The sequence below is a fragment of the Tenacibaculum caenipelagi genome, from assembly GCF_004363005.1.
GTDB lineage: Bacteria > Bacteroidota > Bacteroidia > Flavobacteriales > Flavobacteriaceae > Polaribacter > Polaribacter caenipelagi.
This window is the reverse complement of record NZ_SNYH01000005.1, coordinates 137,388-161,316: the sequence shown is the minus strand read 5'-3', so window position 1 is coordinate 161,316 and position 23,929 is coordinate 137,388. Positions and strand designations below refer to the sequence as shown.

The 23,929-nt window shown below is 31.6% G+C and carries 24 protein-coding genes; all 24 read right to left on the bottom strand.

The window, feature by feature from the left end:
* Positions 1-209 precede the first annotated feature (209 nt).
* On the bottom strand, positions 210-2,513 hold the full coding sequence (locus DFQ07_RS11760; protein WP_133537099.1) for a DEAD/DEAH box helicase: 2,304 nt from the start codon (positions 2,511-2,513) through the stop codon (positions 210-212).
* On the bottom strand, positions 2,510-3,190 hold the full coding sequence (locus DFQ07_RS11755) for a hypothetical protein (protein ID WP_133537097.1): 681 nt from the start codon (positions 3,188-3,190) through the stop codon (positions 2,510-2,512). The genes DFQ07_RS11760 and DFQ07_RS11755 overlap by 4 nt, the downstream gene beginning before the upstream one ends.
* A gap of 283 nt (positions 3,191-3,473) precedes the next feature.
* Complete coding sequence (locus DFQ07_RS11750; RefSeq protein WP_133537095.1) at positions 3,474-4,367, bottom strand: hypothetical protein; 894 nt, start codon at positions 4,365-4,367, stop codon at positions 3,474-3,476.
* 208 nt (positions 4,368-4,575) lie between these two features.
* A complete protein-coding gene (locus tag DFQ07_RS11745; protein ID WP_133537093.1) occupies positions 4,576-6,906 on the bottom strand; it encodes a discoidin domain-containing protein in 2,331 nt (776 codons plus the stop codon).
* Between the two features lie 183 nt (positions 6,907-7,089).
* The gene (locus DFQ07_RS11740) at positions 7,090-7,797 is read right to left on the bottom strand and encodes an SGNH/GDSL hydrolase family protein (protein WP_243743977.1); all 708 of its coding nucleotides are present in this window, start codon (positions 7,795-7,797) and stop codon (positions 7,090-7,092) included.
* Positions 7,775-8,386 carry a MarR family winged helix-turn-helix transcriptional regulator gene (locus DFQ07_RS11735; RefSeq protein ID WP_133537089.1) on the bottom strand — a complete coding sequence of 204 codons (612 nt, stop codon included), beginning with the start codon at positions 8,384-8,386 and terminating at the stop codon, positions 7,775-7,777. The genes DFQ07_RS11740 and DFQ07_RS11735 overlap by 23 nt, the downstream gene beginning before the upstream one ends.
* Before the next feature lie 53 nt (positions 8,387-8,439).
* Positions 8,440-8,703, bottom strand: coding sequence for a DUF2024 family protein (locus DFQ07_RS11730; protein WP_133537087.1), 264 nt, complete (start codon positions 8,701-8,703; stop codon positions 8,440-8,442).
* Complete coding sequence (locus tag DFQ07_RS11725; protein WP_133537085.1) at positions 8,704-9,417, bottom strand: hypothetical protein; 714 nt, start codon at positions 9,415-9,417, stop codon at positions 8,704-8,706. It lies immediately after the preceding gene.
* Between the two features lie 62 nt (positions 9,418-9,479).
* Positions 9,480-9,713 carry a thioredoxin family protein gene (locus tag DFQ07_RS11720; RefSeq protein ID WP_133537083.1) on the bottom strand — a complete coding sequence of 78 codons (234 nt, stop codon included), beginning with the start codon at positions 9,711-9,713 and terminating at the stop codon, positions 9,480-9,482.
* 179 nt (positions 9,714-9,892) lie between these two features.
* The gene (locus tag DFQ07_RS11715; protein ID WP_133537081.1) at positions 9,893-10,282 is read right to left on the bottom strand and encodes a VOC family protein; all 390 of its coding nucleotides are present in this window, start codon (positions 10,280-10,282) and stop codon (positions 9,893-9,895) included.
* Positions 10,279-10,650, bottom strand: coding sequence for a nuclear transport factor 2 family protein (locus tag DFQ07_RS11710; RefSeq protein ID WP_133537079.1), 372 nt, complete (start codon positions 10,648-10,650; stop codon positions 10,279-10,281). Before DFQ07_RS11710 ends, DFQ07_RS11715 begins: the two co-directional genes overlap by 4 nt.
* Positions 10,651-10,687: 37 nt before the next feature.
* Entirely contained in the window at positions 10,688-11,551 is an 864-nt protein-coding gene (locus tag DFQ07_RS11705; RefSeq protein WP_133537078.1) for a GNAT family N-acetyltransferase, read from the bottom strand.
* A 279-nt stretch (positions 11,552-11,830) separates the two neighbouring features.
* Complete coding sequence (gene budA, locus DFQ07_RS15800; protein WP_243743976.1) at positions 11,831-13,411, bottom strand: acetolactate decarboxylase; 1,581 nt, start codon at positions 13,409-13,411, stop codon at positions 11,831-11,833.
* Between the two features lie 3 nt (positions 13,412-13,414).
* Entirely contained in the window at positions 13,415-14,422 is a 1,008-nt protein-coding gene (locus DFQ07_RS11695; RefSeq protein ID WP_133537076.1) for a zinc-dependent alcohol dehydrogenase family protein, read from the bottom strand.
* 68 nt (positions 14,423-14,490) lie between these two features.
* Complete coding sequence (locus tag DFQ07_RS11690) at positions 14,491-15,396, bottom strand: AraC family transcriptional regulator (protein WP_133537074.1); 906 nt, start codon at positions 15,394-15,396, stop codon at positions 14,491-14,493.
* Positions 15,397-15,509: 113 nt separating this feature from the next.
* Positions 15,510-16,160, bottom strand: coding sequence for an ArsR/SmtB family transcription factor (locus DFQ07_RS11685; protein ID WP_262708964.1), 651 nt, complete (start codon positions 16,158-16,160; stop codon positions 15,510-15,512).
* A gap of 61 nt (positions 16,161-16,221) precedes the next feature.
* Positions 16,222-16,692, bottom strand: a complete 471-nt coding sequence (locus DFQ07_RS11680) for a DinB family protein (protein WP_133537071.1) — start codon at positions 16,690-16,692, stop codon at positions 16,222-16,224.
* A gap of 118 nt (positions 16,693-16,810) precedes the next feature.
* On the bottom strand, positions 16,811-17,512 hold the full coding sequence (locus DFQ07_RS11675; RefSeq protein ID WP_133537069.1) for a transglutaminase-like domain-containing protein: 702 nt from the start codon (positions 17,510-17,512) through the stop codon (positions 16,811-16,813).
* A 57-nt stretch (positions 17,513-17,569) separates the two neighbouring features.
* Positions 17,570-18,319: a helix-turn-helix domain-containing protein gene (locus DFQ07_RS11670; RefSeq protein WP_133537067.1), complete on the bottom strand. Its 750-nt coding sequence runs from the start codon at positions 18,317-18,319 to the stop codon at positions 17,570-17,572.
* A 286-nt stretch (positions 18,320-18,605) separates the two neighbouring features.
* Positions 18,606-20,738 carry an amino acid permease gene (locus tag DFQ07_RS11665; protein WP_133537065.1) on the bottom strand — a complete coding sequence of 711 codons (2,133 nt, stop codon included), beginning with the start codon at positions 20,736-20,738 and terminating at the stop codon, positions 18,606-18,608.
* 407 nt (positions 20,739-21,145) lie between these two features.
* Positions 21,146-21,592 carry a hypothetical protein gene (locus DFQ07_RS11660; protein ID WP_133537063.1) on the bottom strand — a complete coding sequence of 149 codons (447 nt, stop codon included), beginning with the start codon at positions 21,590-21,592 and terminating at the stop codon, positions 21,146-21,148.
* A 127-nt stretch (positions 21,593-21,719) separates the two neighbouring features.
* Entirely contained in the window at positions 21,720-22,271 is a 552-nt protein-coding gene (locus DFQ07_RS11655) for an HD domain-containing protein (RefSeq protein ID WP_243743975.1), read from the bottom strand.
* Positions 22,272-22,369: 98 nt separating this feature from the next.
* Complete coding sequence (locus DFQ07_RS11650; protein ID WP_133537061.1) at positions 22,370-22,780, bottom strand: hypothetical protein; 411 nt, start codon at positions 22,778-22,780, stop codon at positions 22,370-22,372.
* Between the two features lie 145 nt (positions 22,781-22,925).
* Positions 22,926-23,879 carry a hypothetical protein gene (locus DFQ07_RS11645; protein WP_133537059.1) on the bottom strand — a complete coding sequence of 318 codons (954 nt, stop codon included), beginning with the start codon at positions 23,877-23,879 and terminating at the stop codon, positions 22,926-22,928.
* Positions 23,880-23,929: the final 50 nt, after the last annotated feature.

Genomic DNA, 23,929 nt, shown 5'->3' with positions numbered 1-23,929 from the left:
AGTAATATCCTTTTAGGTGAGGTAGGTTTTAAAAGAGATCTTTTTGAGTTTGTTGGTATAATTTATATAAGAGTAGTTGTCGTTTAAACAACTATTTACTAAAAAAGGAAAGAATCAAAGGGGGAGAAATAGGCGAATCTGCCATAATCGACATTATACATTGTTGTGGGTAATGATTGTTGCTAGAGTTTGGTATTCAAACTATTCTCTTAGTTTAGGAATCTCAAAATCGATTTCTTATCTTCATCAGGTATAGTATAAATAGAATTTTTAAAAACAATCTGTGTTGAATTAATATCGTCAATATATTTTTCTAAAAGTTCAATATCTTCAAAGGACATTCCATATCTCAACATCCAGATATGCTTTTCATTATCTGTTCCGTATTTAATAAATTTAGCTAATTTTAATGCTCTTGAATCAGTTTTACGTTCATAATATTTATAGAAAGTAGCATATAAAATATCACTCAGTTTAAAACCAATTAATTTATCTATATAATCATAAGTATCAAACATAATTAAATCATAGTCTACATTTTTAGCTTTAACACCATCAAGTTTATTATATACATTAATCCTTTTGTCAGGTAAATCTTTGTATTCAGTAAAGAATGCAGCTTCTAATCGGTCGGTGTTTTGCCCCAACTTCTTTTGAATATCTCTCTCATGTGATTTACTTGCATATGCATATCGATACCAACATATGTTTTTGAATGTTTTTCCATGTACTTGCCATAGAATTATTTTAATTGCTGTATTAAATACATTCTGCTCACCTCGTTCAAGATTTCTACCAAGATAAATGCTATATAACTTCTGAAAATGGGCATATAATTCCAAACGATTTTGAGAAGTACTTGTTAAAATTTTTAATGGAATTAGAGTATCATTGTGAAATACAGAATTAAGGATATCTTTAATAACAGGATCTACAGCATTATTACTTAACTTTTGTAGATCTTTTTCAGTAAGGTTATACTCATCAGAATATGTATCGTTAATAATAGCCTCTTTGAAATCATTGTAATCATCATCTTGCGTTTCTTCTTTTTCTAATAAGGATACATTATCTAATATCTCATCTGATTGTATTATTTCTCTAAATTTCGACATTCTACCTGGAGAACTTACAATAACATAACCAAAATCAAACTCTTTATCAAGAGATGAACGACCTGCACGTCCAATAAGATTTTTAACGGCTAAAGGCTTACTTCCATCTAACCTATCTAGAAATACAACATCAAAAGGCATATTAATTCCTTGCTCTAATGTAGAAGTAGCAAAGCATAATCGACATAAACCATCTTTTGTAAATTGTTCAATTAGTAATCTGATTTGAAGAGGCAAGGAACCATGATGTATAACAATTCCCTTTTTTAAGAATGAAATTAACTGTGAATAATGGCTTCTTAAGGAGTTTGTATCACCGCCAGTGTATTCTTTAATTTGTTCTATATAGTAATCTGCTTTAGGGTCTTTAATGTCTTCACACAAATTAATGTATTTACTAAACCTATTAATAAATTTTTTATTGTAGATTTTTGCTTTTGAAACATAAAACAAAACAGAACCTTTATTTTTGATTGTTTGTTCAATTGGGTCAAACGGACAAGGATGTTTTTGCTTTCCCATAATTGTTTTGTCAATCCCAAAATGATAATAATTCCATAAATCATCAGTACATAAAAACAGTTGTCCTACACTTTTTTGGTTAAACTGAACTGCATGCAGGTTATCCGATTTAAAATGATTTTTTTCAATTTGAGATTCAGGGTTTTTGACGAATGGGTGAGCAAACACAAATTTTGATTGGGGAAAAGCTTTATAACATCTACGTACTATACTATCAAAATAAAGCCCTCTCTTCGAGTTTTCATCACTAAGTTGAGCTTCATCAAAAAGAAATAAGTCAACATTAAAATCATTCTTTAACTTAAATAGTTCACGGCACCTTTCTGGAGTGACAATAAAAACATTTCTCTTGGCAAATCGTGTGTTTATCTTATCTATGAAGGTTAAGACATTGACAGACTTGTCTTTAATGCTGTCGTTTAATTTTAAATAGTATTCATTAATTAATGCACGAGATGGAACAACTACAACTACATCATTTTTTGTTTCTTGAATCTTATTCATAAATACGAATGATTTTCCTGTACTTGTTGGAGCTGAAAAACTAAAACAATTATTATTTTCTATACCTTTTACAATATTTGCTTGTACAGGCGTGTAATGCTTTGAATATTTAGCTTCTAAATACTTTTTGTACTGACCAAATACAACCTCTTTTAAGGTGTTACTTTTAATATCCTTATAAAAAAGAGCCATGTAGTTCAAAATTGAGTTTTTAAATTCTTTAAAAACATCATTGTGATACAGTTTCAAAAGAGATAGAATCTCCATATCACAAACGGATACAGGTCCATTTTTATAGAGGCGGTCTATAACATACTCAAAAATAGCTTCAATATCTTTGTCTGTTAATATTTTCTTTATTATATCCTTCATATATTAACAGCAATACAAATTAACTCATTATACTTGATTAACTCCTGAAAATCAGTATTTTCTTGAATGCCTTTTATAATTTTTTTTGTAGATGTAGATTTAGCTGCAAAAGCAGCCATAAATCCTTTATTTCCTGAAGCAAAATTTCGCTTTGAGTCTTCACAACAAAATTTATCTATAGCTATTACATCCGATTTATCTTTTTTACCAATAAACTTTACAATTTGCTTCAAAGCTTTACCATAAGCATTCTGAGCAGCCACATATTTAGCTTCTCCAAAGAGTAAAATGTTATCATTGTTTTTTGAAAAAAAATCAAAACCATGATTACCAAAATCTTTCTCTTTTATTAATTCACCCAAAGGGATATCTAAATATTTCATTTCACTAACAACCGTCTTTCTTGCTAATTCAGAAACAAGGCATTCTCCAGAATTCTTAGTCACTTCATCTTCATTTGATCTTATTATATTTTTGGATATATAGTCAATAGTTGCTTCTGCTCTAACTTTAAAACCATCCTTAATATAATCTTCATCGAAAGAACTTATCCAAGCAATATTAGAAATTGAATTAAAAATTTCCCTTAATGTTACTTTTATATCAGTAGGGTTGATTCGAATAAATGTAATATGGTCATCAATTTTATTATTATATATTATATCATATCCATTCATTTAGTTTAGTTTTTAATTTTAAATCAAGGAATCTATCAAATATTCTTAATTTTTTATATGCAGAATAAACTTACTATTACTTTTTTTACAGTAGACTAAGTGGAAGTTATAGCAATTATATTCTTTTTTCATTTTTGCGAATTAAATATAGTAAAAATTCCTAAGGTGCTGGTTTATAGTTTCGTTTGTTAGAGAGTTCCGTAGAATAATTAAGCGTAACAAAACTGAAATGACTTTTGGTTAAGTTTATAATAAATACGGTGTTAACAAACATTTTTATATCTTAAAATGTTACTGGTTCAGAGTCTTTTCCTTGGTAGATTGTGTAATAAGTATATTCATCTTCTCCTTTGTACCAACGATACCTTGCTTGTTTAAACCTAAAAATTTTCAAAATTTCTTGAACTTGAATTTGAAAATCCTTTTTATTTTTATTAGCAGCAAAAATCCCTCCTGTAAAATTTATATATTTTTTTCCTGTTCCATTAGCATAGACTTCAATGTCGTTTTCCCACATTTTATTTGCAACAATTTTCGCATATTGTTTCCTTAAATTAGGAAATTCTCTAATTTGTATTTGAGAAACTTTTGATTTAAGTTTTTTTCCTAAATCCTTAATCTCCGATTCTTCCGATTCTTCAGCTTCTTTGATTATTTTTGACCAAGTAGCGAAAAGAACAATATCCATTTGAAGTTCATCAATTGTGTTTCCGTTAGCAAATTTTATTCCCTTATCTATTGATTTAATTTCCCTTTCAAGTAGTTCTTTTTGTCTTAAAAGTCCTTCCTTTTTAGCGTTTTCTTCTTTTAGTTTTTGTGCTATTAGCTTTTCTTCGTCAGATAAATTGTTTAAGCTGTCAGCCTTTTTTATTAATAATTGAGCTTTATTATATAAAGTGTCAGTTTCTTTTATTCTTTCTAATGTTGTAATAGCGTTTGAATAATTTCGTTGCTCTATAAATTTATTCGCATTTTCAATACTTGCTTTTGTATCTATTGTGTCGTCAATAAATGTTACTCCTAGAATCCCTATAACGATGGTACTTAAAAACCAATATCCAAGAACTTTTAGTCGAGTAGGTTTATTTGTCCAACGTAATATTAATGATGGTTTTACTAGTCCAACAATTAATGCTATAAATAGAGCAAAGTTTAATAATCCTAAAATTCCTACCATAGTTTTCCTTTTTTGTTTAAAAGTTGTAATCTATACTTTTCTCAAAAAAAGAATTTGCGGGTTTCCGTATTCGTTCAACTTTAGAACAATTTTTTTCTCCAATAAGAGCTAACTTGTTTATATATGAACTAAAAAATCCCAAGTCAATAACTTGGGATTTTATGGTATCAATGTTAATCTATTTCTGTAGTAGCTTCTTGGGGACGTTTTATTCTTTTATAATTTTATAGGTAACTGTTTTTTCTTTCGTTTTTATAGCAACAAAATACAAACCTTTAGGCACCGATTTTAGGTTAATGCTCATGTTGTTTTGTGTGGCAGTTTGCTGTAAAATTGTTTCTCCTAAAAAGTTTCGTACTGTATACGAAAAAGGAGCACAGTCTTCACACTTGATATTCACCATACCTTTTGTTGGGTTTGGATATATGCTAAAGGTATTATTGGTTTGTGAAGTGTTATCGGTTGTTTCAAACGTTCTAGCAGCAGTATTTGCAGATAGGTTAATTACAGCACTTACTCCTTTATGGTCAGAAGGCCACGATAATAGATCAGCTTCAAAGGTATCGTTTTGGGTGTTTGCGGTACTCGATACATTGTTAACATAGGAAGCTTTTGGACCTACAAGAGCAGCACTGGTTGCAGAAAGGGTAGCTCCTCGGTAAAAAATATAGTCAATACGATCTCTTTCGTCAGCTTCTGGTGTCCAGCTAGTGCTTCCAACCCCTGTTGCTACCGAAGGCCACGTGATACCAGGATTGGCAACTTCATCAGGATATACTTCTCTAAAAGCATCTACAAAACCGTTGTTTTCTAAAGTTTTGGTCGTATGCCAAGGAAATACCACTCCATGGTGGTCAAACATATTGGCTTGTCTTGCTGTCCAGTCTAAGTGTGAAGGTTCGTTAAAATCCCCCACTAAAATTACTGGGCGAGTTTCATTTTTTACATGATTGATAAAGGCAGCAATTTGCTCATCTCTTCGTGAACCTAAATTTTGTTCTGCAATGATAGCAGGATCCGTAACGGGTTGCGGATCTTGGTTAGCAGCACCTATTTTACTCCATCCGCTGTAAGGTGAAGAACCTCCACAGTTGTATCCTCTTGGAAGATAGTTAGCGTAATAGGTGTAATCTAAGTGTGCAGTTGCTACCACCACACTTTGTCCGTTAACATCTACCTCAAAAATCGAAATTGCTCCAAGGTTCGTACCCGATGAGGTGATAGGGTATTTACTAATGATAGAAACATCACCATAAGCATAACCTCTGTGATAGTTTAAGCCAATAGCTGCAAGGTTGTTTACAATTTTAGTGGTCCAATCACCTGTATAGTTTCTTACTTCACTAAAACATACAATATCTGGATTCACGTTGGCAATAACATCTCTAATGTAGGTCATTCCGTTAGGTACTGAAGTTCCTTCTTGCCAAATATTAAATTGCAATACTTTAAGGCTATTGGTGTTACGTACGGTAACATAGCCTGTTTTAGTAATGGTATGGCTACCCGTAGTATTGCTTGCTGTTAAAGTAACATTATAAGTTCCTTCGGTAGTATAGGTTACTACTGGATTTTGAGCTGTACTTGTAGCAGGCGTTCCTCCTTCAAATGCCCAATTCCAAGAGGTAGGATTGTTCGTAGAACTATCTGTAAAAGAAATTTGTTGTCCTGAAATAATAGAAGTGGTGTTTGAAGTGAAGTTAGCTACTGGAGCTCCTGCTTGAATTAAAGTTCCTCCAATATTAATCTCCGCAGCAGAGGTATAATTTCCACCGTTGATATCAGAAGTAGCAACTAAACGCACATATTGTCCTTGTTTTTTAGGAAAACCAACTGTTTTTTCTGTTTGATTGGAAGCAAAGGTTCCAGTCGCAACGGCTGTTCCCCAATTAGAAGGGGTATCACTTACATAAATTTGATAATCGGCAATTGTACCATTGGTTCCTGTTTGGCGAGGTAAGTATTTTAGCTCACAAACATCGTAGACACCGTTTAAGTTAATTTGAATTTCATGCGGGTGTGTAGGTTGACTAGCATTCCATTCGGTATGCCAAATAGTTGAAGTATCGCCATCAAAGGCATTGGTAGCTACTCCATTTTCTCCTGATGTTTCCTGACTGTCTACATACTGTAAACTCCATCCAGATTGTGGAATAGGGGTACAGGTTGGAGTTTCTGTACCTATCGTAAAACTTGAAGAGGCTAATATCGTGTATCCGTCATTCTGTAAAAAGTACACTTTATAAGTTCCTGTATTTGGCAAACCAGCTGAAAAGGTAACCGTACCATTTTTAAGTTTTTTGGTGGCGCTTTTTTGTCCGTTTACATACAACCAATCAATAGAACTTACAAGACCAGGAGTATCTCCTTGGTGGTAAATACCAATCCAGTCTTTTGCATTGCCAGGACCGTTAGAAAAATTGATAGTAATAGTTTCGTTAGGAGCATAAGTGGTTTTTGAAGGGTTTACACTTTGCGCGTGTAATTTGATAAGGCTTCCTACTAATAAGAAGCAGGTAAAAAGAATAGTTTTTCTCATGGGGGTTAAATTAGTTTAATGGTGTATAAATTCTTATAGAATCTAGTCTACAGAAATAGTTAATTGATTAACTATCAAATTTATAAACTAATTGTTTTTATGAGTGAAGAGAGCGTAAACGGTCTGTTAAGACATTGTTATTTTTCTTGCTAAAAGGTAAAGAGTAGGGGAGGTTTTAACTAGTTATTGCTTTTGTACCAGTTGTACTAGAAAATCAAAAGAGCCTTTATCAGCTACCCATTTTTGGTATTTTTTAAACGGAAGCTGCTCGATGTTTTTTGTAGGGTGCAATTGATGAAAAATGGTTAAGGCTGCTAAAAAGCTTCCTGCCGTTGAGGGATGAAAATTATCAGAACTATACAAAGAAGAAGTGTTACTTTCATGTTCGTTATATTGTTTCCAAATTTTTCCTACAGGAAATAACAAGGCATTATTTTGTTTGGCAGCAAATTCATGATTGGCTATAACTTTATCAAAGGTATTATAGTAGTGTTTTGAAGGCCATACCATAAAATACCCCAGTTGAATATTGTACTGCTCACAAAGAGCTTTGATGGTTGCACCATCATTGACCAACATTCTTTTTCCTTCTTCTTGCGAGGACGGACCTTGTTGAATAATGACATAATCGAATTGTTTTTTCTGAAGTAGTTTTTGAAGTTTTCCCTCATTTATATGATCTATAATAGCATAGTTAGGATAGCATAAACTAGTAGTCTTGATTTTCAAATCGTTTTGCTTGCCTATTTGTTCTAACATTTTCGGCATATCGTTAGTGTAGGTTAAACTATTCCCTACAAATAAAATGTTTTGAGATTGAACAGAAAGACTTATCAATAGTAATAAGTAAGGGAGTTTTTTCATAGAATTAGCCTTTAGGTTTTTCTTCATATTCAGGGCAATCTAAACGGATATCTTGTTGTAAGAGTTCTTGTTGCAATAAATTACAATAATCAGAATCTTGGTTTTTTTGATAAAATTTACAGCCATAGCAAGTTCGTTGTACGCTTAAGATACCACTTTGATGCAGCTTGAATATTAGCTGACTCAACGTACCAAATAAACTTTCTAATTGAGGTTGAGACAAGTTATCGACTTGTTTTTTTAAGGGAGTTGAGAAGTTATAGGTTTGTGCTATGATATCATTTCCAAGTTCTGAAATTTTTATGGAATAACTACGATTATCTGAAGATGAAAAATCTTTTTCAATCATTCCTTTTTTATCCAAAACTCGAATGGCATCACTTATGGTTGGTTTTGTAACATTAAACTCTTTAGCCAAATGACTAACATTACACAAATTGTCTTTATGAAAAGCAACAAAAATTAGGATTTGAATTTGAATAGGACTCAAACCCACCAATTTTGCTTTTTCCCACAATAAGATTTTAAATACTTCAGAAACGCGTTCTAATCCTGCAACAATTTTACTTGAAATATCTTTTTGCTGTTGTTCTGGGTTAAATGTGCTGTCCTTCATAAAAAAAGCCTGTCGAAATAGGTCGACAGGCAAAGTTAGTAATCCTAATTAATTTAATTACAGTTTTCCATTTCAATTATTGAATAACCATTTGCCTTAATGTTGATTAGCATTTCTTGTGTAGCTTGTTCAATATGACAAAACTTACATTCGTTAGAAGATATTTGATTGGTTTTGAAAGGCTTTTTTTGAAGGTACTGTTTAGCAAAACCAAACACAAAGTTTTCTTCTTTAACATCGCTAGGTACAAGAACATCAAAATGCATTATTTTACCATCGTCTCTTTTTACATAGGTGTCCCAAACTGCTACTTTCATCTATTTAACTTTATAAGGTAATGATAAATTTCCGCTAGCAACACTAAATACCTCATAAACTCCTAACATAGGAAGGTCTTTGTTACTTGTATTCACTTTCATAAAAGCGGCTACTCCATCGTAGTTAAAATCAGTTCGGTTGTTTATTCTATAATCAGGAACTACTACTTTGATTTTATTTTCTTTGGTAGTCACTGGGTAACCTGGAGAGTCCATATACATTGGCATTCCCGGATTTGTAGGAGGTAATACTACCGTTTCATCTGCTTTTTTAAATTGTTTTACAGAGAGTCCACCAGCAACTCTTTCATCTTTATGAAGCACTACCCAATGTGGATGCCAAATTATACCATCATTATCATAGATTTTGTCGTTATTTTCATCCCATAACGGAGTATCATCAAAATCTGGATGTGAAGTCAAAGCAAGTGCAACAATTCCTTCAGTGTTGTTAAAGCCAACATCAGTAGGTTTTAAGTTTGTTGGAAAAACATAACCTAAAACAGGAGCACCATCTAATTTTCCTGCTTTTGTAGGAGTGGTTTTTCCTGCTTTTCCTTTAACGGTAATTTCCCAAACAGTTACTCCTAATTTAGCTTTGTGAGTTACGTTGACTTTCTTAATTGAAAAGTCATCATTTTTATACGTATTGGTTTGTGCATAAAATGTTGTTATGCTTAAAAGTATAATTACTGAAGATAATATTAATTTCATTTTTTTGTGTTTTAGTTATTAAAGTAGTTAAGATAGGAATCCTAACTACTTTAAATAAAGATTTACCCTTTTACGTCTGAGATGGAAGCACCAAAGTTTATGTGCAATGCATTACCATTTGGGGTAACAAGAGCAGGTACCGATTGTACACCAGCATTTTCAGCTTCTGAAATACGAGCTTTGTCTTCACCAATGTTTACAATTTCAACATTTTGCTCTCCGATTAAACTAACAATGTCTTGTTCTGCGCTTACACATACTGGACATCCTGCGTGATAGAAAATTGATTTGTTCATTTTTTTAATATTTTTTAGTTGATGCATTATTGCGGTACAAATATAGTAAGGAATCCTAACTAAAAAAATAAATCTACTTTTTTTATTTATTTTTTTTTTGAAATTTACTTGTTTCAATGCTGTTCTTAGAAAAGGAAAACTCCTTGTTTTTAAGTGTAAGTTTTTACTGCTTAGGGAGGTTAGCCTTCGTATTTGTGGAATTCGGTAATAATCCAAAAATACCCGTCGATGTCTCTTAATGAAAATTCTTTTTTCATAGAATTTGGGTTTAAGTTAATATCCTCTTCAATAGGGTAGCCCATTTTCTCAATATTTTGTCGAATTCCCTGTAAGTCGTCTGTTTTAAAATAGAGAATCAGTCCATTTCCAGGGGTGATATCGGAATTTATCATTGTAGGGTGTTCATGTTCTCCCCATACATGAAGACAGAGTAAGACTTCATTGTTTTTATCAACCAGTACAGCAAAATTATCTCCTTCGTGTGTTCTTTTACACTCAAAAGCAGCTTGATACCATTGTGAGCTTTTGTTTACATCTTTAACGGCTATGATAGGATCAATTTTTGTCATTCTTTAGCTTTTACAATTGCTAGATTATTGACGATTTTCCATTTGTTATCAATATCCAAAATGAGGGAGTTGTAAGAAAGAAAATTATTTTCAGCACTTTCAATTCTCAGTTTTACAGAAGCGATAATTCCACTATGGTCAATTCCTTCGATAACCATTTTTCTGGGTAGCCCCCCAAAAATGCCATTTTGAATATTATTTAAATACTCTTGTTTATCAATAACGGTAACTCCAGAAGTCCCCATAAACCCGTTATTGGTGACTCTGAAATCTTTGTGTAACACTTTGTCTAAAAGTTCAACATCGCTGTCATCACCACCTTTTACAAAATCTATAATTGATTGTCTTATTTTGTCTTTTTCGCTCATATTAATTTGTATTAAGATTTTTCGTTGTTAACTAGCTTTAACCTAACTCAAAGGTTGTAATTCCGTATATTTTATCAATAGCTACCTTAGGGGCTTGACCATAATACATTCTTGCACATTCAAAAACATATTTTGCGTCGTATTTGTTCACCAAATCAACCGCTTTTGTATTTATGGTAGGAATATCGAGATATACCGAATCTCCAGAAGCGGTGTTTAAACAAGATTTATACAATTCTTCGGCAATTTGATTGTTGTTAGCAAATAGAGGACCTATTTTATAGCCTTTATCAACTTTTCTAATAACTGCGTAGCCTAAAACCTCATTATTTTCTGAATATTTAAAAGTGTTGCTTTGTGGCATTGAAAACCAACTTTTTAAAAACTCTTGTCTTTTGTAACCAAAACAAGCAATATCATATTCGAAAAGTTTTTCTAAATCTTCTGTTTCAATAGGAGATATGTTAGTACTGACATCCATTTTCTTACCTATGCACTCATACCTTTCATCTCGAAAGGCTATGTTAAAGCCTCCTTTTTCATAGAAAGGCTGCATGGCAACAACACCATCCATTCCTATAGATGCATTGTTATGAAGTCTTTTGATAAGAAGATCCCTTCTTAAATACCACAGTTTCTTTCCAATTCCTTGTTCTCTTAAATCAGGGTGTACAATGAATAATCCCATAAAACCAAACTCTTGGTTGTAGGAAACAACAGCACCACCAGCGATTAATTCCTTATCATTATAAAATCCGTAAAAACCATCAGGATCTGTTTTCCAAAACACGGTAGAATCGTTTTCCCCAGGATTCCATCCTTCATTTTTTGCCCAATCTACTAGGGTATTTACACCATCTTGATTGAGTTTTTTTAATTCTAGGTTTTCTACACTTATCATCTATACTGTGTTTTTTTAACCAAAATGTATTATTTATAGCACGTTTTTTTTAGTTGTACGAAGTTTTAAGAATTTTCACTAGCAACCAAAAAGCAATTACATTTAATCTAGCTAAAAATAACAATTTTTAAGCTTCTAACCTCAATCTATTTTTCAACAGAAATAATTGTTACCTCTAATTTCATGCTAAATGTAAATATAAAAGAAAAATAAATACAGTTTTGATTAGGTATCAAAACTGTATTTATAAATGACTATTAATAAAGAGTTTTTGGTGTGTTATTTACCATGTTCAACTATTTTTAGTTCTGCTTTCTCACTTTTTTGGAATTCAAAATTTTGAAAATCAGAATTGTTTGGAGTATCCATTTCGAAGGTTTTTAAAACAGCAATTTCAATTTTAAGGTTATTTCCTTTAAAATCTAAAGTATGTCCGCCTTGTTTCGTATTTTTAGATAGAAAGTGAAAATGAAAACCACTAACATTGATACCGTCTAAATAATTAGGTAATAGAAAACCAACCAATGTCCCCTCGGTGTTTTTATATTCAAAAAAATGTTGTTGATTGAGCATGTTTGTCAATTTTGGAAAAGGTTCTTTTTCAACAGGAGAAAAGGCTCTAGTTTTCATATAATCAAACGTGCCTGAAATTTTTATGGCATACATTTTATTTGAACTCGGCAGCACATTTTTAATAGTACTTAATAAATTATTTTTATCAGTTAATGAAGTTTGAATAAAAGAAGTGTCAGACTTGAAGAATGTAACAGAGGCAAATGATGTTAGGTGACTATTATCAAGTTCTGTTGTTTCTCCTGTTGACTTTGTTTGGTAAGCTTTTCCGTTAATTAAAGTCATCTCACCATTTAACATATCTGGAGCTCCTATTCCAAAATCTCCTTTTAGTTTTAAATTTTTAATAGGAAGCGTACCGCGATAAAGTCCGCCAACAAAGCCGTCAATAATACCATAGTTGTACAGGTTGTTGACACCTTGTTGTTTTTTGTTTAATTGTTTCCAATCAGAAATTAGTACACGGTTATGAAACATTTGAGGCATATATATACTTGAACTTTTTTGGTCGTAATAGATATCTGCAATACTTTCTCCTGTGAATTTGAACTCGGCTTGTTGATTTTTAAGGTCATAAATCCAAAGTTTTCCAGAACCATTTGTTGGAAAAGTTATCCAGTCAGAGATTAATAAGTGATCATTGTCTATCCATTCGATACCATCGAAAAAGCCATTGCTAATGTTAGGAAGTTTTTTAAATTCTGAATTTTCAGATTTCAAATAAACATTGCCATCTCCATAATTTTTACCATTACTACATACTAATAACTCTTTTGTTTTTTGGTTGTATGTTATACCATTAACCGTAGGAATATTTCCAATGATAGCATATGTCTTTTTAGTGATGTCTATTTTATAAATATTACCAGAAAGGGTTTCTGTTACTGCTATAAAACCGTTTTCCAATTGACAGATGTCGTTTAAGAGCTTTGCTTCAGGAATTGTAAGTTCAAAAACAGTTTTTCTATTGTTTATATTAAAACCAACAATTCTCTCCAAATCAGCAACAAAGAGTACGTTATTTACAATAGTCATTCCTTTTGGTGCATTTAATACACCTTTTAATGGGAGAAACTTTTTAGTTAAAATTGTACCCTCTGCTGAAATTTCACTGATAAAACCATCAGCATCTTTTTTGATAAAATCTTGACCCTGATTGGAAACAAAAAATCGTTTACCATTAGAAATTATACTTTCAGGCATTGAAAAGCCATTAGTTATTTGTTGTGAAAAGCTTACCTTCCAGAGTAGTAAGAAGGTAAGGGTAATAATATGTTTTACTTTCATTTTTTAGAATTTGATGATAATTTTCCCGAAAGATTTCCCTGATTTTAATTTTAAGAAGGCTTCTTTAGTTTTTTCTATAGGGAAAACGCTATCAATCACAGGTTTTAGGTTGTTTTTCTCAATTGCGTGTACCAATTCGGTTAATTCTTGTGCATTACCAACTGAATACCCTTGAAGTCTTATGTAATTCATAATCAAAGGGAAAATATCGATGCTTGCTTCACCTCCCGACATAAAGCCTACTAAACCTACATAAGCATTTTCTTTACAAGAAAGAATACTTTGTTTAATAGTTTGATTGCCTGCGACATCTAAAGTAAGATCAACTCCGATTCCATCATTTAATCGTATTACCTCGCTGCTCCATTCTTTTATTTCATTGTAGTTGATAACTTCATCAGCCCCTAAAGCTTTTAACTTAGCTTCTTTTTCTTTACTACCTGTGGTGGCGATGACTTTAAGTCCAAAGGCTTTAGCAATTTGCAGAGCAAATAACGAAACTCCTCCGCTACCTTGAATTAAAATTGTTTGTCCTGCTTTGATGTTTGCTAATGATACTAAATTAGACCAAGCAGTAAGTCCTGCTACAGAGAGTGATGCAGATTCTTCGTCGGTAAGGTTTCGAGGGGCAGAAACTAAAGTGTTTTCTGGTTGAACTGTAAATTCAGATAGTGTTCCTGGTAACTGCATTCCAGTACGAAGTTCATTATTGTAGGATGTCATTTTCCCAGATTCCCATCTCGGAATAAAAGGAATAAGTACGCGGTCTCCTTTTTTCCAACGAGTTACATTCTTTCCAACTTCTTCAACGATTCCCATACCTTCTGAAACAGGTATATGAGGAAAATTTAAGTTAGGCATTATGTTTCCTTCTACCATTATCAAATCTAAATACTGAAGTGAAACTGCTGAGGTTTTTACCAGCACTTCGTTTTCATTTATGGTTGGTAAAGGGATGTTTACTAATTCTAAATGGTCTATACCAAACTGTTCTAATTGTATTGCTTTCATATCTTTTGTTTTATGAAGCAAAATTAGAATCTTGATTTTGGTCTAAATTATGAGAATCAAACTATGTATTATGAAAAAGAAACCTCTTGTTTACGGAAAGTGTTAGGAGTGTTTCCTGTTTGATTTTTGAAAAAAATATTAAAGTTTGAAGGATGCTCAAAACCTAAAGAATAGCCTATTTCAGCAATATCCCAATCGCTATTCAGCAAAAGTGCTTTTGCTTCTTTAACCGTTCGTTCAGAAATCCATTGACTTGTAGTTTTTCCGGTAATATTTTTTAATGATCGGTTAAGATGATTTGTATGAACATTAAGTTGGGTTGCAAATTCGTTGGCGTTTTTTAATTTGATAATTTGATTAGGAGAATCAATAGGAAACTGCCTTTCCAATAATTGTATAAACAAAGAGCAAATTCTTTCAGAAGCGTTAGTTGGTTTATAGAAAGTTTCTGGAGGTTGCATTCTTAATGCTTCGTGCATAATAATTTGAACATAACTACGTATCAAATCATATTTATTGGGGTAATCGGACTGTATTTCTCTAAATATGCTTTCAAAAATTCCGACTAATAGATTTATACTTTTTTCATCTGGGCAAAAAACAAAATTCCCACCCACTTTAAATAAAGGGGATTGTGAAAGGCTTTCACTTTTGAGGTTTTGGGTTACAAAATCTTCAGTAAAAAGGCAAAAATAACCTGTTTGGTTTGTGGATGTAGGCTCCCAAGAATACGGAATTAAAGGATTCATAAAAGTTATAGTATTGCCTTTTATGTTTATAGATTTTCCGGCAGAAGAGATAGTGCCTTCACCATTTAAGATTAACGAGATTTTGTAAAAATCTCTTCTGTTTGTAGGAAGTGAAGTTGAATCACAAGCAAATTCTTCACGTTTGTATATATTGAACTGACCTCTAGTTTTATTATTTTGATTGTGTTGCGCGTAAAAGTCGTCTATTGTTTCTTTTAATTTCATTTGATAAAATTATGAAAATCAAATAATATAATTCTGTAATATCTTGCTTAATTTGTAAAGAAGATGATCGTTAACATGTTTGTTGTTTGATAAAGAGTAGGTTTAAAGTAGTTTTATATTTCTAAATTCAATCTATTTTTTAGCTCTATTTTTCCAGCCGACGTAATAAATACTTCTCTAGAATTGGCTTTTTTACGAATCCAGTCTTTTTCAATCATGAGTTGAAGAAGTGAAGCACCCAATGCTCCAGCAATATGGTGTTTCCTTTCACTCCAATCTAAACATTGGTGAGCAAAAGAGCGTTTTTTCTGTTGGATAGTATGGATGTCTACTCCGATTTTTTGAAACCATTCTTGTCCTGATTCAGTAACCTTGTAATCTTTTCCTGAGATTTTAATTATCTCGTTGTCTAATAAAGACGTTGTTAATTTAACCCCAAGTTTACCTGCTAAATGGTCATAGCAAGTTCTGGCATACGTAAAATCGTTTAATTGAGGAGATTTAATTTTTTTGTAGTCTTTGTCTACAGAAATTAAACTAGCCATGGATTCTATTACCTGAGCTACTTCATTGTTGGCAAGTTTAAAGTATCGATGTCTTCCTTGTTTTTCTACAGTTAAAAGATTAGCTGAAGTCATTTTTTTTAAATGATTACTTGCCGACTGTAAAGAAATATTGGCGCTTGCAGCCAATTCTGTAGCGGTATATGCTCTACCATCTAATAAATTCCATAAGATGATAGAGCGAGATTTATCTCCTAAAATAGCAGCGATTTTACTAAACTGATTTTCTAATTCTTCGATGATAGTAACTTTTTATAGTTTTCTAATCCCATATTTGGGCTCGTTTTACTCCTAGTGTTCTTAAATAACCTAACATTTGTCCTGTATGAACTGATTCATGATAAGCAATTCTGTTTAAATAATCTCCTAGCTTTTTACTTTGTCCCACTTCTTTTCGTTCTATTCGTATGCTCTCTAAATCAGTTTCATCAAGTGTTTTTATCATATCCATAAAACTGTTTCGATATTTTTCAGCAAAATTAAGCTCATTTTTTAAATCTGAGTACGCTAAATTTTCCCAAGGAGATACATAATTACCTAAATCACCTCTGTTTTTAATAATCGTATGAAATAAATGCTCACCTTCAAGAGTGTGTCGTATCATTTCAATAATGGAGAAAGCTTTTTGATCTGGTTTCCAATTTAAAAACTCGTATGGAATGTTTTCCCATAACTTGATACTTCTTCTTCTTGTTTCTGAAAAGTTTAATAGTATAATTTTGATAGCGTTCATAGTTACTTTTAAATTAATTGTTGATTATTGGAGTGTAAAAGTAAATGACACTTTTATAGCATAGTTCATTTTAGAATGTAGTATGGAAGTTTTTAAGGATAAGTACTCAGGATACATTTTACTTATTGTTTCTTATCTTATTAACATTCTTGTTCATACTTTGTCTAACAATATTACGGAAAATAAACTTTTTAAAAGCGCCTAGCTTTTGTTGGTGTTTAGCGTAAAATTCATCAGGCGTGTCAAAGAGTCCGAAATCTTGGTTTATCCCTTTGTCTTGTATAAATGTATTATTTAAATTCCATTCAATAGGTGGATTTTCAAAGTTATCGGTATAGGCTCCATAACCACAAAATGTAGTTTTGCAGTCTTTGTTCTTTTCTTGAAGTCTTTTCAAATATTCCTTGTCAAGAATAACACCTTCCAAAAAATACCATGTATCATTTATATAAATTTCTACCCAGCTATGTAAAATGTTTTGAGGAGATATTGTATACCAAATTCCACTAATAGCTCCTTTTTGTAGTGCTTTGTCAATAGTAAATCCGTGAATTCTATTAGGGATTCCTGTAGCTCTTAAAAGTGCCATTAATAAGGTAGCTTTCGTGTTACATTGCCCGTATCCATCTTTCAAAACTTCGGTTGCAGGGATATCATCAGATATATTGTATCCAAATTTTATTTCATCTCTAACATAGTTGTAAATAGCTTTGACTCTTTCTATGGTATCTAATTGTTTCCAATTACGGTCATTTATTAGTTTTTGGATGGAATTGTCAGAGTAGTTTAAAATTTTAGTTTCCTTTAAATAATTATCCATACTTTTTTAGTTTGCTTGTTATTTAATTACAATGCAAAGTTGGTAAGAGGAGCAAACTTAAACTTGTATAAACTGGCTATTCTTTTGAACCATAAATTTAGGGGTTAGTCCAAATGTTTCTTTAAATGTTCTTGTGTAATGAGAACTGTCAGTAAACCCAAACATGTGGGCAGTGTCGGTAATAGAGTTTACAGATAAATATGGTAAAGATTTTATCATTTTATTCCAAAGTTGATACCTTCTAAAATTGAGTCCTGTTTTTTCTTTAAATAGATGAAGGAAACGAGAAGGGGATAAACAACAGATTTCAGCAACCTCCTCTAAACTGTATACTTTTTCGAAATTACCATCAAAAAACTCCAAAGCTTTTATAATTCTATCGTCTTTTGAGTGGTTTTCAATTTTACAAGAACATTGGTATTCATTTAAAACATCGGTAACTAATGCACAAAGCTCTTTAAAATTAATTTCGGAGGTATTGAATTTGGAAAGGATACCAACCAACTTATTTTTAAAACCAGTTTCAAGTGTTGAAACTTTCAACTTTCCATAATTTATATAAAGTTGGTGCCCTAAAGAACTTAAAGGATTGATTAGAATGGTTAGTTGAGTTTTTGGACTTAGGAGTTTGTGTTCAATTCTTGATGAAATAAAAAATGAGTCTCCTGATTTTTCTGTTTCATTTTTTAAGGTCAAATTCATACTAGATTCTTTAGAAACACTTATCTGTAAAGCGTAGTGCTTGTGAAATTCGTTAGTGGTTAAATCACCAACAAAAAGACCAAAATTTTTATCAAATTGAAACATGTTTTCTTTTTCAGAATAGGTGAGAATATGCAACTACTTATAGTTGTTGTTGAGAACAGTAGATTCTTCTGTATTTGGGAATATTGATGAAAATGCCACCTGCTCTTTATTTTTCCATATTTTGTGGTTCGATGATTCGTTGTTTATGATGTCGCAAAAAATACATTTATCCATCTACTTTGAATTTAACGTTGCTTAAAGCTTTTTATAAGTTATTCTTTACGGGGTTAAAGTTACTATTTTTAGGCTAAGAAAAGTGGTATTCATTTTGAGTGAATTTGGCAAATTATGTTTTAGTATCTAATTTTTCAATTTCATAACTCATATATTCCTTGTATAATTTTGCTATAGATTTAGTTTCTCCAAGTATGGTGAGTACATCATCCGTTAATAAAACTGTTGAACCGTTGGGGGTAAAAGTTTTATCATTTCTTTCAATCAAGGCTACTAAAACATCTTTTGGCAATTGAATATCTTTTAACTGCTGCCCAATCATGATGTCTTGCGGGGTTCCTTCTAGTAATTTGATGCTTACAAATCGCTCGTTTTGTAGTAAAAACTCTTTAATTTCTCTGTGGCTATTCATTTTAAGCAACGTTTTTACAATTTGCTCTCTTTCTAAAATATCAAGAAGCCTTGATAACATACGTAGTTGTTGCTTGGGGTTTTCATCAGAATTGATAAGAAAAGCACAGATTTGAATTGGTTTTTTAAATTCATAATCATCATACGGAAGTGTTCCGTTAATAGGGGTTTTAGAAATAACAATTTTCATGGAAGGATGCAAAAGATTCTTGAACTTAGCATGAAAAACTAAAATACCAGGTAAAGCTATGACTGACTCATCAGGTATAGACTGGAAAAATTTGTGTAGTATTCCTTCTTTGTTAAGGTCTAACTCTTTGCAAAAGTAATCAGATACCTTATTTAATATTTCATCAAAGTTAGTAGTATCCTTTATTATTTTTATTTTCGATTTAATAACGGTTTCATCAAAAGGGTCACCTTCACGAAGTCCTTTTTCTTTTAAAATGGTCATTAATTCATTTTCCAATTCATCGTATTGATGTCTCCCTAAAAGCGCAAACCAATGAAAAATTGCTCCTTCTCGTTTTACTTTTCCTTTGGAATAAAAATGATACCAAAGTAAACCAATAACAATAATACCAGAGGTAAAAAGTATTGGCATCCATCCTAAATAAATAATAAGAATGAAGGAAATAGTAATTCCGATAACTTGCATAAACGGATATAGTGGAGATAAATACCCTGGGTCGTATGATTCTATTTTACTTTTTCTAAAAACAATAACAGAGAAGTTAATAAAGATAAAAATTAATAACTGGAAGGTACTCGCAAGCTTTACAATACCTTCTTCTGATAGTACTAGAATGAATACAATAATTAGTGCTGTGGTTAAAAATATAGCCACTACAGGACTTCCTTTTTTACCAATTCTAGCTAGAATAGCAGGAAATAGTTTATCGCGTCCCATGGCAAAAGGGTATCGTGATGCAGATAATAGTCCTGCATTCCCTGTAGAAGCAAAAGCGGCAAGTGCTGCTACCGACATTAATAGTACCCCTACATTATCGGGTAACCATTTAAAAAGTTGTTCTGCGGCTGTAGCAGCTGGTGCCAATTCGTTAGCAAAGGCAGTAGGCTCAATAAGAGTTACCATAATAAAAACACCTAAACCATAAATTAATCCAGTAACGACTAATGAGAGTATCATTCCTAAAGGAATATTTCTTTCGGGTTTTTTAATTTCTTCTGCAACACTTACTATTTGGGTAAGCCCTAAATACGAAACAAAAACAAAACCTATGGTTGTAAACATCCCTCCAAATCCATTTGAAAAGAAAGGAGTAAACTGTTTGTTAATAGATTCGTTAGTTATAGTATCTGAGGTGAATATGGAAAAAAGACCGTCCGCAATAAAACCAACTAAAATGACTAATAGAAATATGACAAACACCTTTTGAAAGGCGGAGGTTTTTTTAGCACCTACTAAGTTTAACGCCATAAAAAAAAGAGTGGCTACGATAGCAACTATCTTGGTAGGAACTTCCCAAAATATAGCGGCATAAGCACCAATACCAATAATAGCAAAGGCCGTTTTTAGCATTAAAGCGAAGTAAGTACCTAGTCCGCCAATGGTTCCCATGAGTGGACCTAGGCTTCTATCTAAAAAAAAGTAGGCACCTCCTGATCGCGGTAGGGCTGTTGATATTTCAGCAATGCTAAACATGGTGGGTAGTATTAATACACCTGCAAGTAAATACGCTAAAAACACAGACGGACCTGTGTAATGTGAGGCGATTCCTGGTAATAAAAAGAAACCAGAACTAAACATAGCTCCAGTACTTATGGCAAAAACATCAAATAATCCTAAGTCTTTTTTTAGTTTGTTCCTCATGGCTTTTACGTTTAAGGCTTATTATTAAGTGGTTACACCATGAGAAGATATGAAAAAAAATACACTTTTTATGAGTGGTTTGGCTAAAAGGTATTAGTAATGTGTTCTTTTACAGTGTTTTTGTGTGAAAGGATAGTTTTGTTTGTTGTTTTATAGCGTAAAAAAATAATGTGTAATTATTATCGGGACGACACCTCAGCGGTAAGGAAAATGATACTCTTTGCATAAGGAGAGCGACACTCCCATAATAATGGGAGCGAGACTCCCTGTCTAAGGGGAATGACTCTCCCACAGTAATGGGAGCTGTTTTTATAGGGGAATGGGGCTACCCTGTAGAAAAATGTTTGTGAAGTGTTGTAGTTTTTAAAGAGCTTGTTTTAATGGTTTTTAAAATATGGTTACTGCTTTTAATTAAAAGTTAGTACAAAAGTATCTACGGCACTGCCTTCATAGCTTTCACCTTGGTTAATAATTAAAACTCCATCTTGTATACTATAGCTTCCGTACTCGTCATTTGTATGAATTCCAAAGTCTTTAATATGAACAAAAGTGTTTCCATTAGCTTCCGAAAGATAATAGTTGTAGGTTCCGCTTTGTAAAGGTAAGTAGGTGCTTTGCGGACCGTTATTTATTAGTGTGCTTTTAACGGTAAGGGTTTCTGTTTTGGCATTAAACTGCCAAGTAACGGTTTCATTTTCATAGGTTACATCAACACCAGTAAAGCCTCCATTAACATTTTTTAAGCTCCAAGTTCCGTTTATAGTTTCAGCTTGTGGTATTTCATTGTCGCTATTACAGTTTATAAAAAGCGTTGCGCTTAAAAGCAATAGTAAAGTTGATATTCTAATTTTCATAGCTCAATATTTGAATGATTTACTATGTAGATGCAAAAGTATTGTTATGGTTGCGCCAGATTATTATATCATTTTATTATGAGAATTTTTAGAAGTAGTGAGAGCAAGTAAGTACTTATAGCAGTTTTTATTCAATATACTTTTTGTATTCAGCAATTTTATTTTCTAACCTTTTATTTAAATATTCATTCTTGTTATTTAGTGTTTGATTAATTACGATAGCTTCAGATAAATAGTTTTGAATTTTATCTTTTTTCCAATGTTTTGGTGGTTCTTGAAGGTTTGTAATTCTATCTGCTAATTTTACCATTCCAACTTCTTTTTCAAGTTTATTTATTCGGTTCAAGCTGTCTATCATTTTCTCTTTTTTAGAGCTTATGTTTTTATTTTTAGTTAATGCTTGAACTCCATTAGCAACTTTTTCACCAAACATGTTCAATAAATCCGAAAAGTCGGTATCAGTATCTTCTAATGTATCGTGGAGTAGCGCTAATTGAACAGCGTAATTCAAATCGAAATTGTTATTTGCATTATATGCTATGATTATTTCCATAGCAACGTTAGAGATGTGTAGCAAATAGTTAGAGTTTGTTCCAGGAACTTTTTGATCTTTATGTTTTTCTCCAGCAAACTTTATTGCTTTTTGATATAGTTCTTGTGTCATTTGAGGTGTTTCCATTTAGAGAAGAGTTTTTTTAGCATAGTATATTATTGTTCAAAAGGATAAAAAGTAGGCGAGAGTTAGTGAATTACTTATAATAATTACAGTAAGTGGCTCTATTTCGGGTTGATAAATAATATTTTTCGGTTAAACTCTTCTTCAAACTTATACAAAAAATCTAGTTCTTTTCCATATTCATCGTATTTCTCCCAAGGGGTTAATTTCTTTTCTGAGTCAAGAAAGCTTTTGATTTTTGCTAACACTTCTTTACGAAGCTGTTCTGGTATGGTGTCTTCGAAATTTTCAATCCGATTGTTTTCTTCATAATTAATCAAAACATTGTAAAATTCTAATAGTTGATTCCTGAAGTTATTTTTTATAAATATTTCAACAGAAAATTCAATATCAGAAAATTCTTGTGGTATTACCATGTCAAATATTGGGGTTACAACTAAATATGGCTCTCCCCAAGAAAATTTCTTCTCTTCTAATGAGCATTTAGGTAGTGTATCGGTGTCTATTTTCACTTGTTTTGATTGATAAATGTAATGTAGTTAATATCTTTTTATTGAGTTGATTGAGTGGAGTTGGACGTGATTGAGTCTGTCGCAATTGCGATTATATATTGTTACCTGTAGTTGTTTTTATACTTAAATTTAAGTACTTGCTTGATTATTCGTTATATCCAATAGTAGAGTAATATTCGTATAAAGTCATAACTCTTGAATCTTCTATATTTTTAATTACCTCTGATAAGTCTTTATCTTGAGTTACCACAAAGGTCTTTTTATCTCTAATAGTTGAATTAGTTATAACTATCCCAATGTTGTAATCCCATATCCAATTTAATCTTTTCTTCAGTGAAGTTTTCGAGTCAAGGTTAATGTTCTTACTTATTAATTCATTTAATACATACTTATAGAATTTATTTGAAAAAGGAAATGTTAAATTAAACTCAATAACCATTCTGTCTAATTCTTCTTTTTTAACTGTTTTCCCTAATTTAGAGTTCATCAATTCTATAACTCCATATGAAAAATCATTTTGAAAAATTTCACTATCTAAATATTCTAATTTTTTAATTCGTTTTTGTTTATTTTGAAGTTTAGGGAATTTCTTTTCTATATAATCATTAATTTGTTCTAAGAATGATTTTAGTAATTTTGAATAATTACTTTCGATTTCAGATATATATTCCTTGTAATTTTTGAAATCTTCTTTATGTGTTTCAATTGCTTTTTCAGTGTCTTTTTTTATGAAATCTAAAACACCTAACATCCCTCGTATATTGTTTTCAATATTTTGAGGTACTTTTTGGTGTAAAAAATGACAAAACAATGGAACAGAATAAGGAATTACACTATAATTATTTCGATTAAAGCAATGATAAGATGCAGAAATAAGACCTTTTAAACACTCTGTAAAGTTATCATTAGTTGTTTCGTTATCTAAATTAGCTAACATTTCGAAAATTACTATAATAGGAGCGTTTGATTCAATGTTTAGTTCTTTTTCTATTTTTTTTAATTTTAATGTGGATTCTATGACCTCTTGTGTAGTTTTATCTTTTACAAAATTCCTATATGAATTAGTGTCAAATACGATAATGCTATTTTCTAAAATCATAATTTTTCTAATATTGACTAAGTTTGATTCTATTTTTTACAGACTTCAAT

Bases quoted from the DNA above. Each gene is read 5' to 3' on its own strand.
- DFQ07_RS11760 (WP_133537099.1), bottom strand. From the start codon at position 2,513: ATGAAGGATATAATAAAGAAAATATTAACAGACAAAGATATTGAAGCT.
- DFQ07_RS11755 (WP_133537097.1), bottom strand. From the start codon at position 3,190: ATGAATGGATATGATATAATATATAATAATAAAATTGATGACCATATT.
- DFQ07_RS11750 (WP_133537095.1), bottom strand. From the start codon at position 4,367: ATGGTAGGAATTTTAGGATTATTAAACTTTGCTCTATTTATAGCATTA.
- DFQ07_RS11745 (WP_133537093.1), bottom strand. From the start codon at position 6,906: ATGAGAAAAACTATTCTTTTTACCTGCTTCTTATTAGTAGGAAGCCTT.
- DFQ07_RS11740 (WP_243743977.1), bottom strand. From the start codon at position 7,797: ATGAAGAAAAACCTAAAGGCTAATTCTATGAAAAAACTCCCTTACTTA.
- DFQ07_RS11735 (WP_133537089.1), bottom strand. From the start codon at position 8,386: ATGAAGGACAGCACATTTAACCCAGAACAACAGCAAAAAGATATTTCA.
- DFQ07_RS11730 (WP_133537087.1), bottom strand. From the start codon at position 8,703: ATGAAAGTAGCAGTTTGGGACACCTATGTAAAAAGAGACGATGGTAAA.
- DFQ07_RS11725 (WP_133537085.1), bottom strand. From the start codon at position 9,417: ATGAAATTAATATTATCTTCAGTAATTATACTTTTAAGCATAACAACA.
- DFQ07_RS11720 (WP_133537083.1), bottom strand. From the start codon at position 9,713: ATGAACAAATCAATTTTCTATCACGCAGGATGTCCAGTATGTGTAAGC.
- DFQ07_RS11715 (WP_133537081.1), bottom strand. From the start codon at position 10,282: ATGACAAAAATTGATCCTATCATAGCCGTTAAAGATGTAAACAAAAGC.
- DFQ07_RS11710 (WP_133537079.1), bottom strand. From the start codon at position 10,650: ATGAGCGAAAAAGACAAAATAAGACAATCAATTATAGATTTTGTAAAA.
- DFQ07_RS11705 (WP_133537078.1), bottom strand. From the start codon at position 11,551: ATGATAAGTGTAGAAAACCTAGAATTAAAAAAACTCAATCAAGATGGT.
- budA (WP_243743976.1), bottom strand. From the start codon at position 13,411: ATGAAAGTAAAACATATTATTACCCTTACCTTCTTACTACTCTGGAAG.
- DFQ07_RS11695 (WP_133537076.1), bottom strand. From the start codon at position 14,422: ATGAAAGCAATACAATTAGAACAGTTTGGTATAGACCATTTAGAATTA.
- DFQ07_RS11690 (WP_133537074.1), bottom strand. From the start codon at position 15,396: ATGAAATTAAAAGAAACAATAGACGACTTTTACGCGCAACACAATCAA.
- DFQ07_RS11680 (WP_133537071.1), bottom strand. From the start codon at position 16,692: ATGAACGCTATCAAAATTATACTATTAAACTTTTCAGAAACAAGAAGA.
- DFQ07_RS11675 (WP_133537069.1), bottom strand. From the start codon at position 17,512: ATGGATAATTATTTAAAGGAAACTAAAATTTTAAACTACTCTGACAAT.
- DFQ07_RS11670 (WP_133537067.1), bottom strand. From the start codon at position 18,319: ATGTTTCAATTTGATAAAAATTTTGGTCTTTTTGTTGGTGATTTAACC.
- DFQ07_RS11665 (WP_133537065.1), bottom strand. From the start codon at position 20,738: ATGAGGAACAAACTAAAAAAAGACTTAGGATTATTTGATGTTTTTGCC.
- DFQ07_RS11660 (WP_133537063.1), bottom strand. From the start codon at position 21,592: ATGAAAATTAGAATATCAACTTTACTATTGCTTTTAAGCGCAACGCTT.
- DFQ07_RS11655 (WP_243743975.1), bottom strand. From the start codon at position 22,271: ATGGAAACACCTCAAATGACACAAGAACTATATCAAAAAGCAATAAAG.
- DFQ07_RS11645 (WP_133537059.1), bottom strand. From the start codon at position 23,879: ATGATTTTAGAAAATAGCATTATCGTATTTGACACTAATTCATATAGG.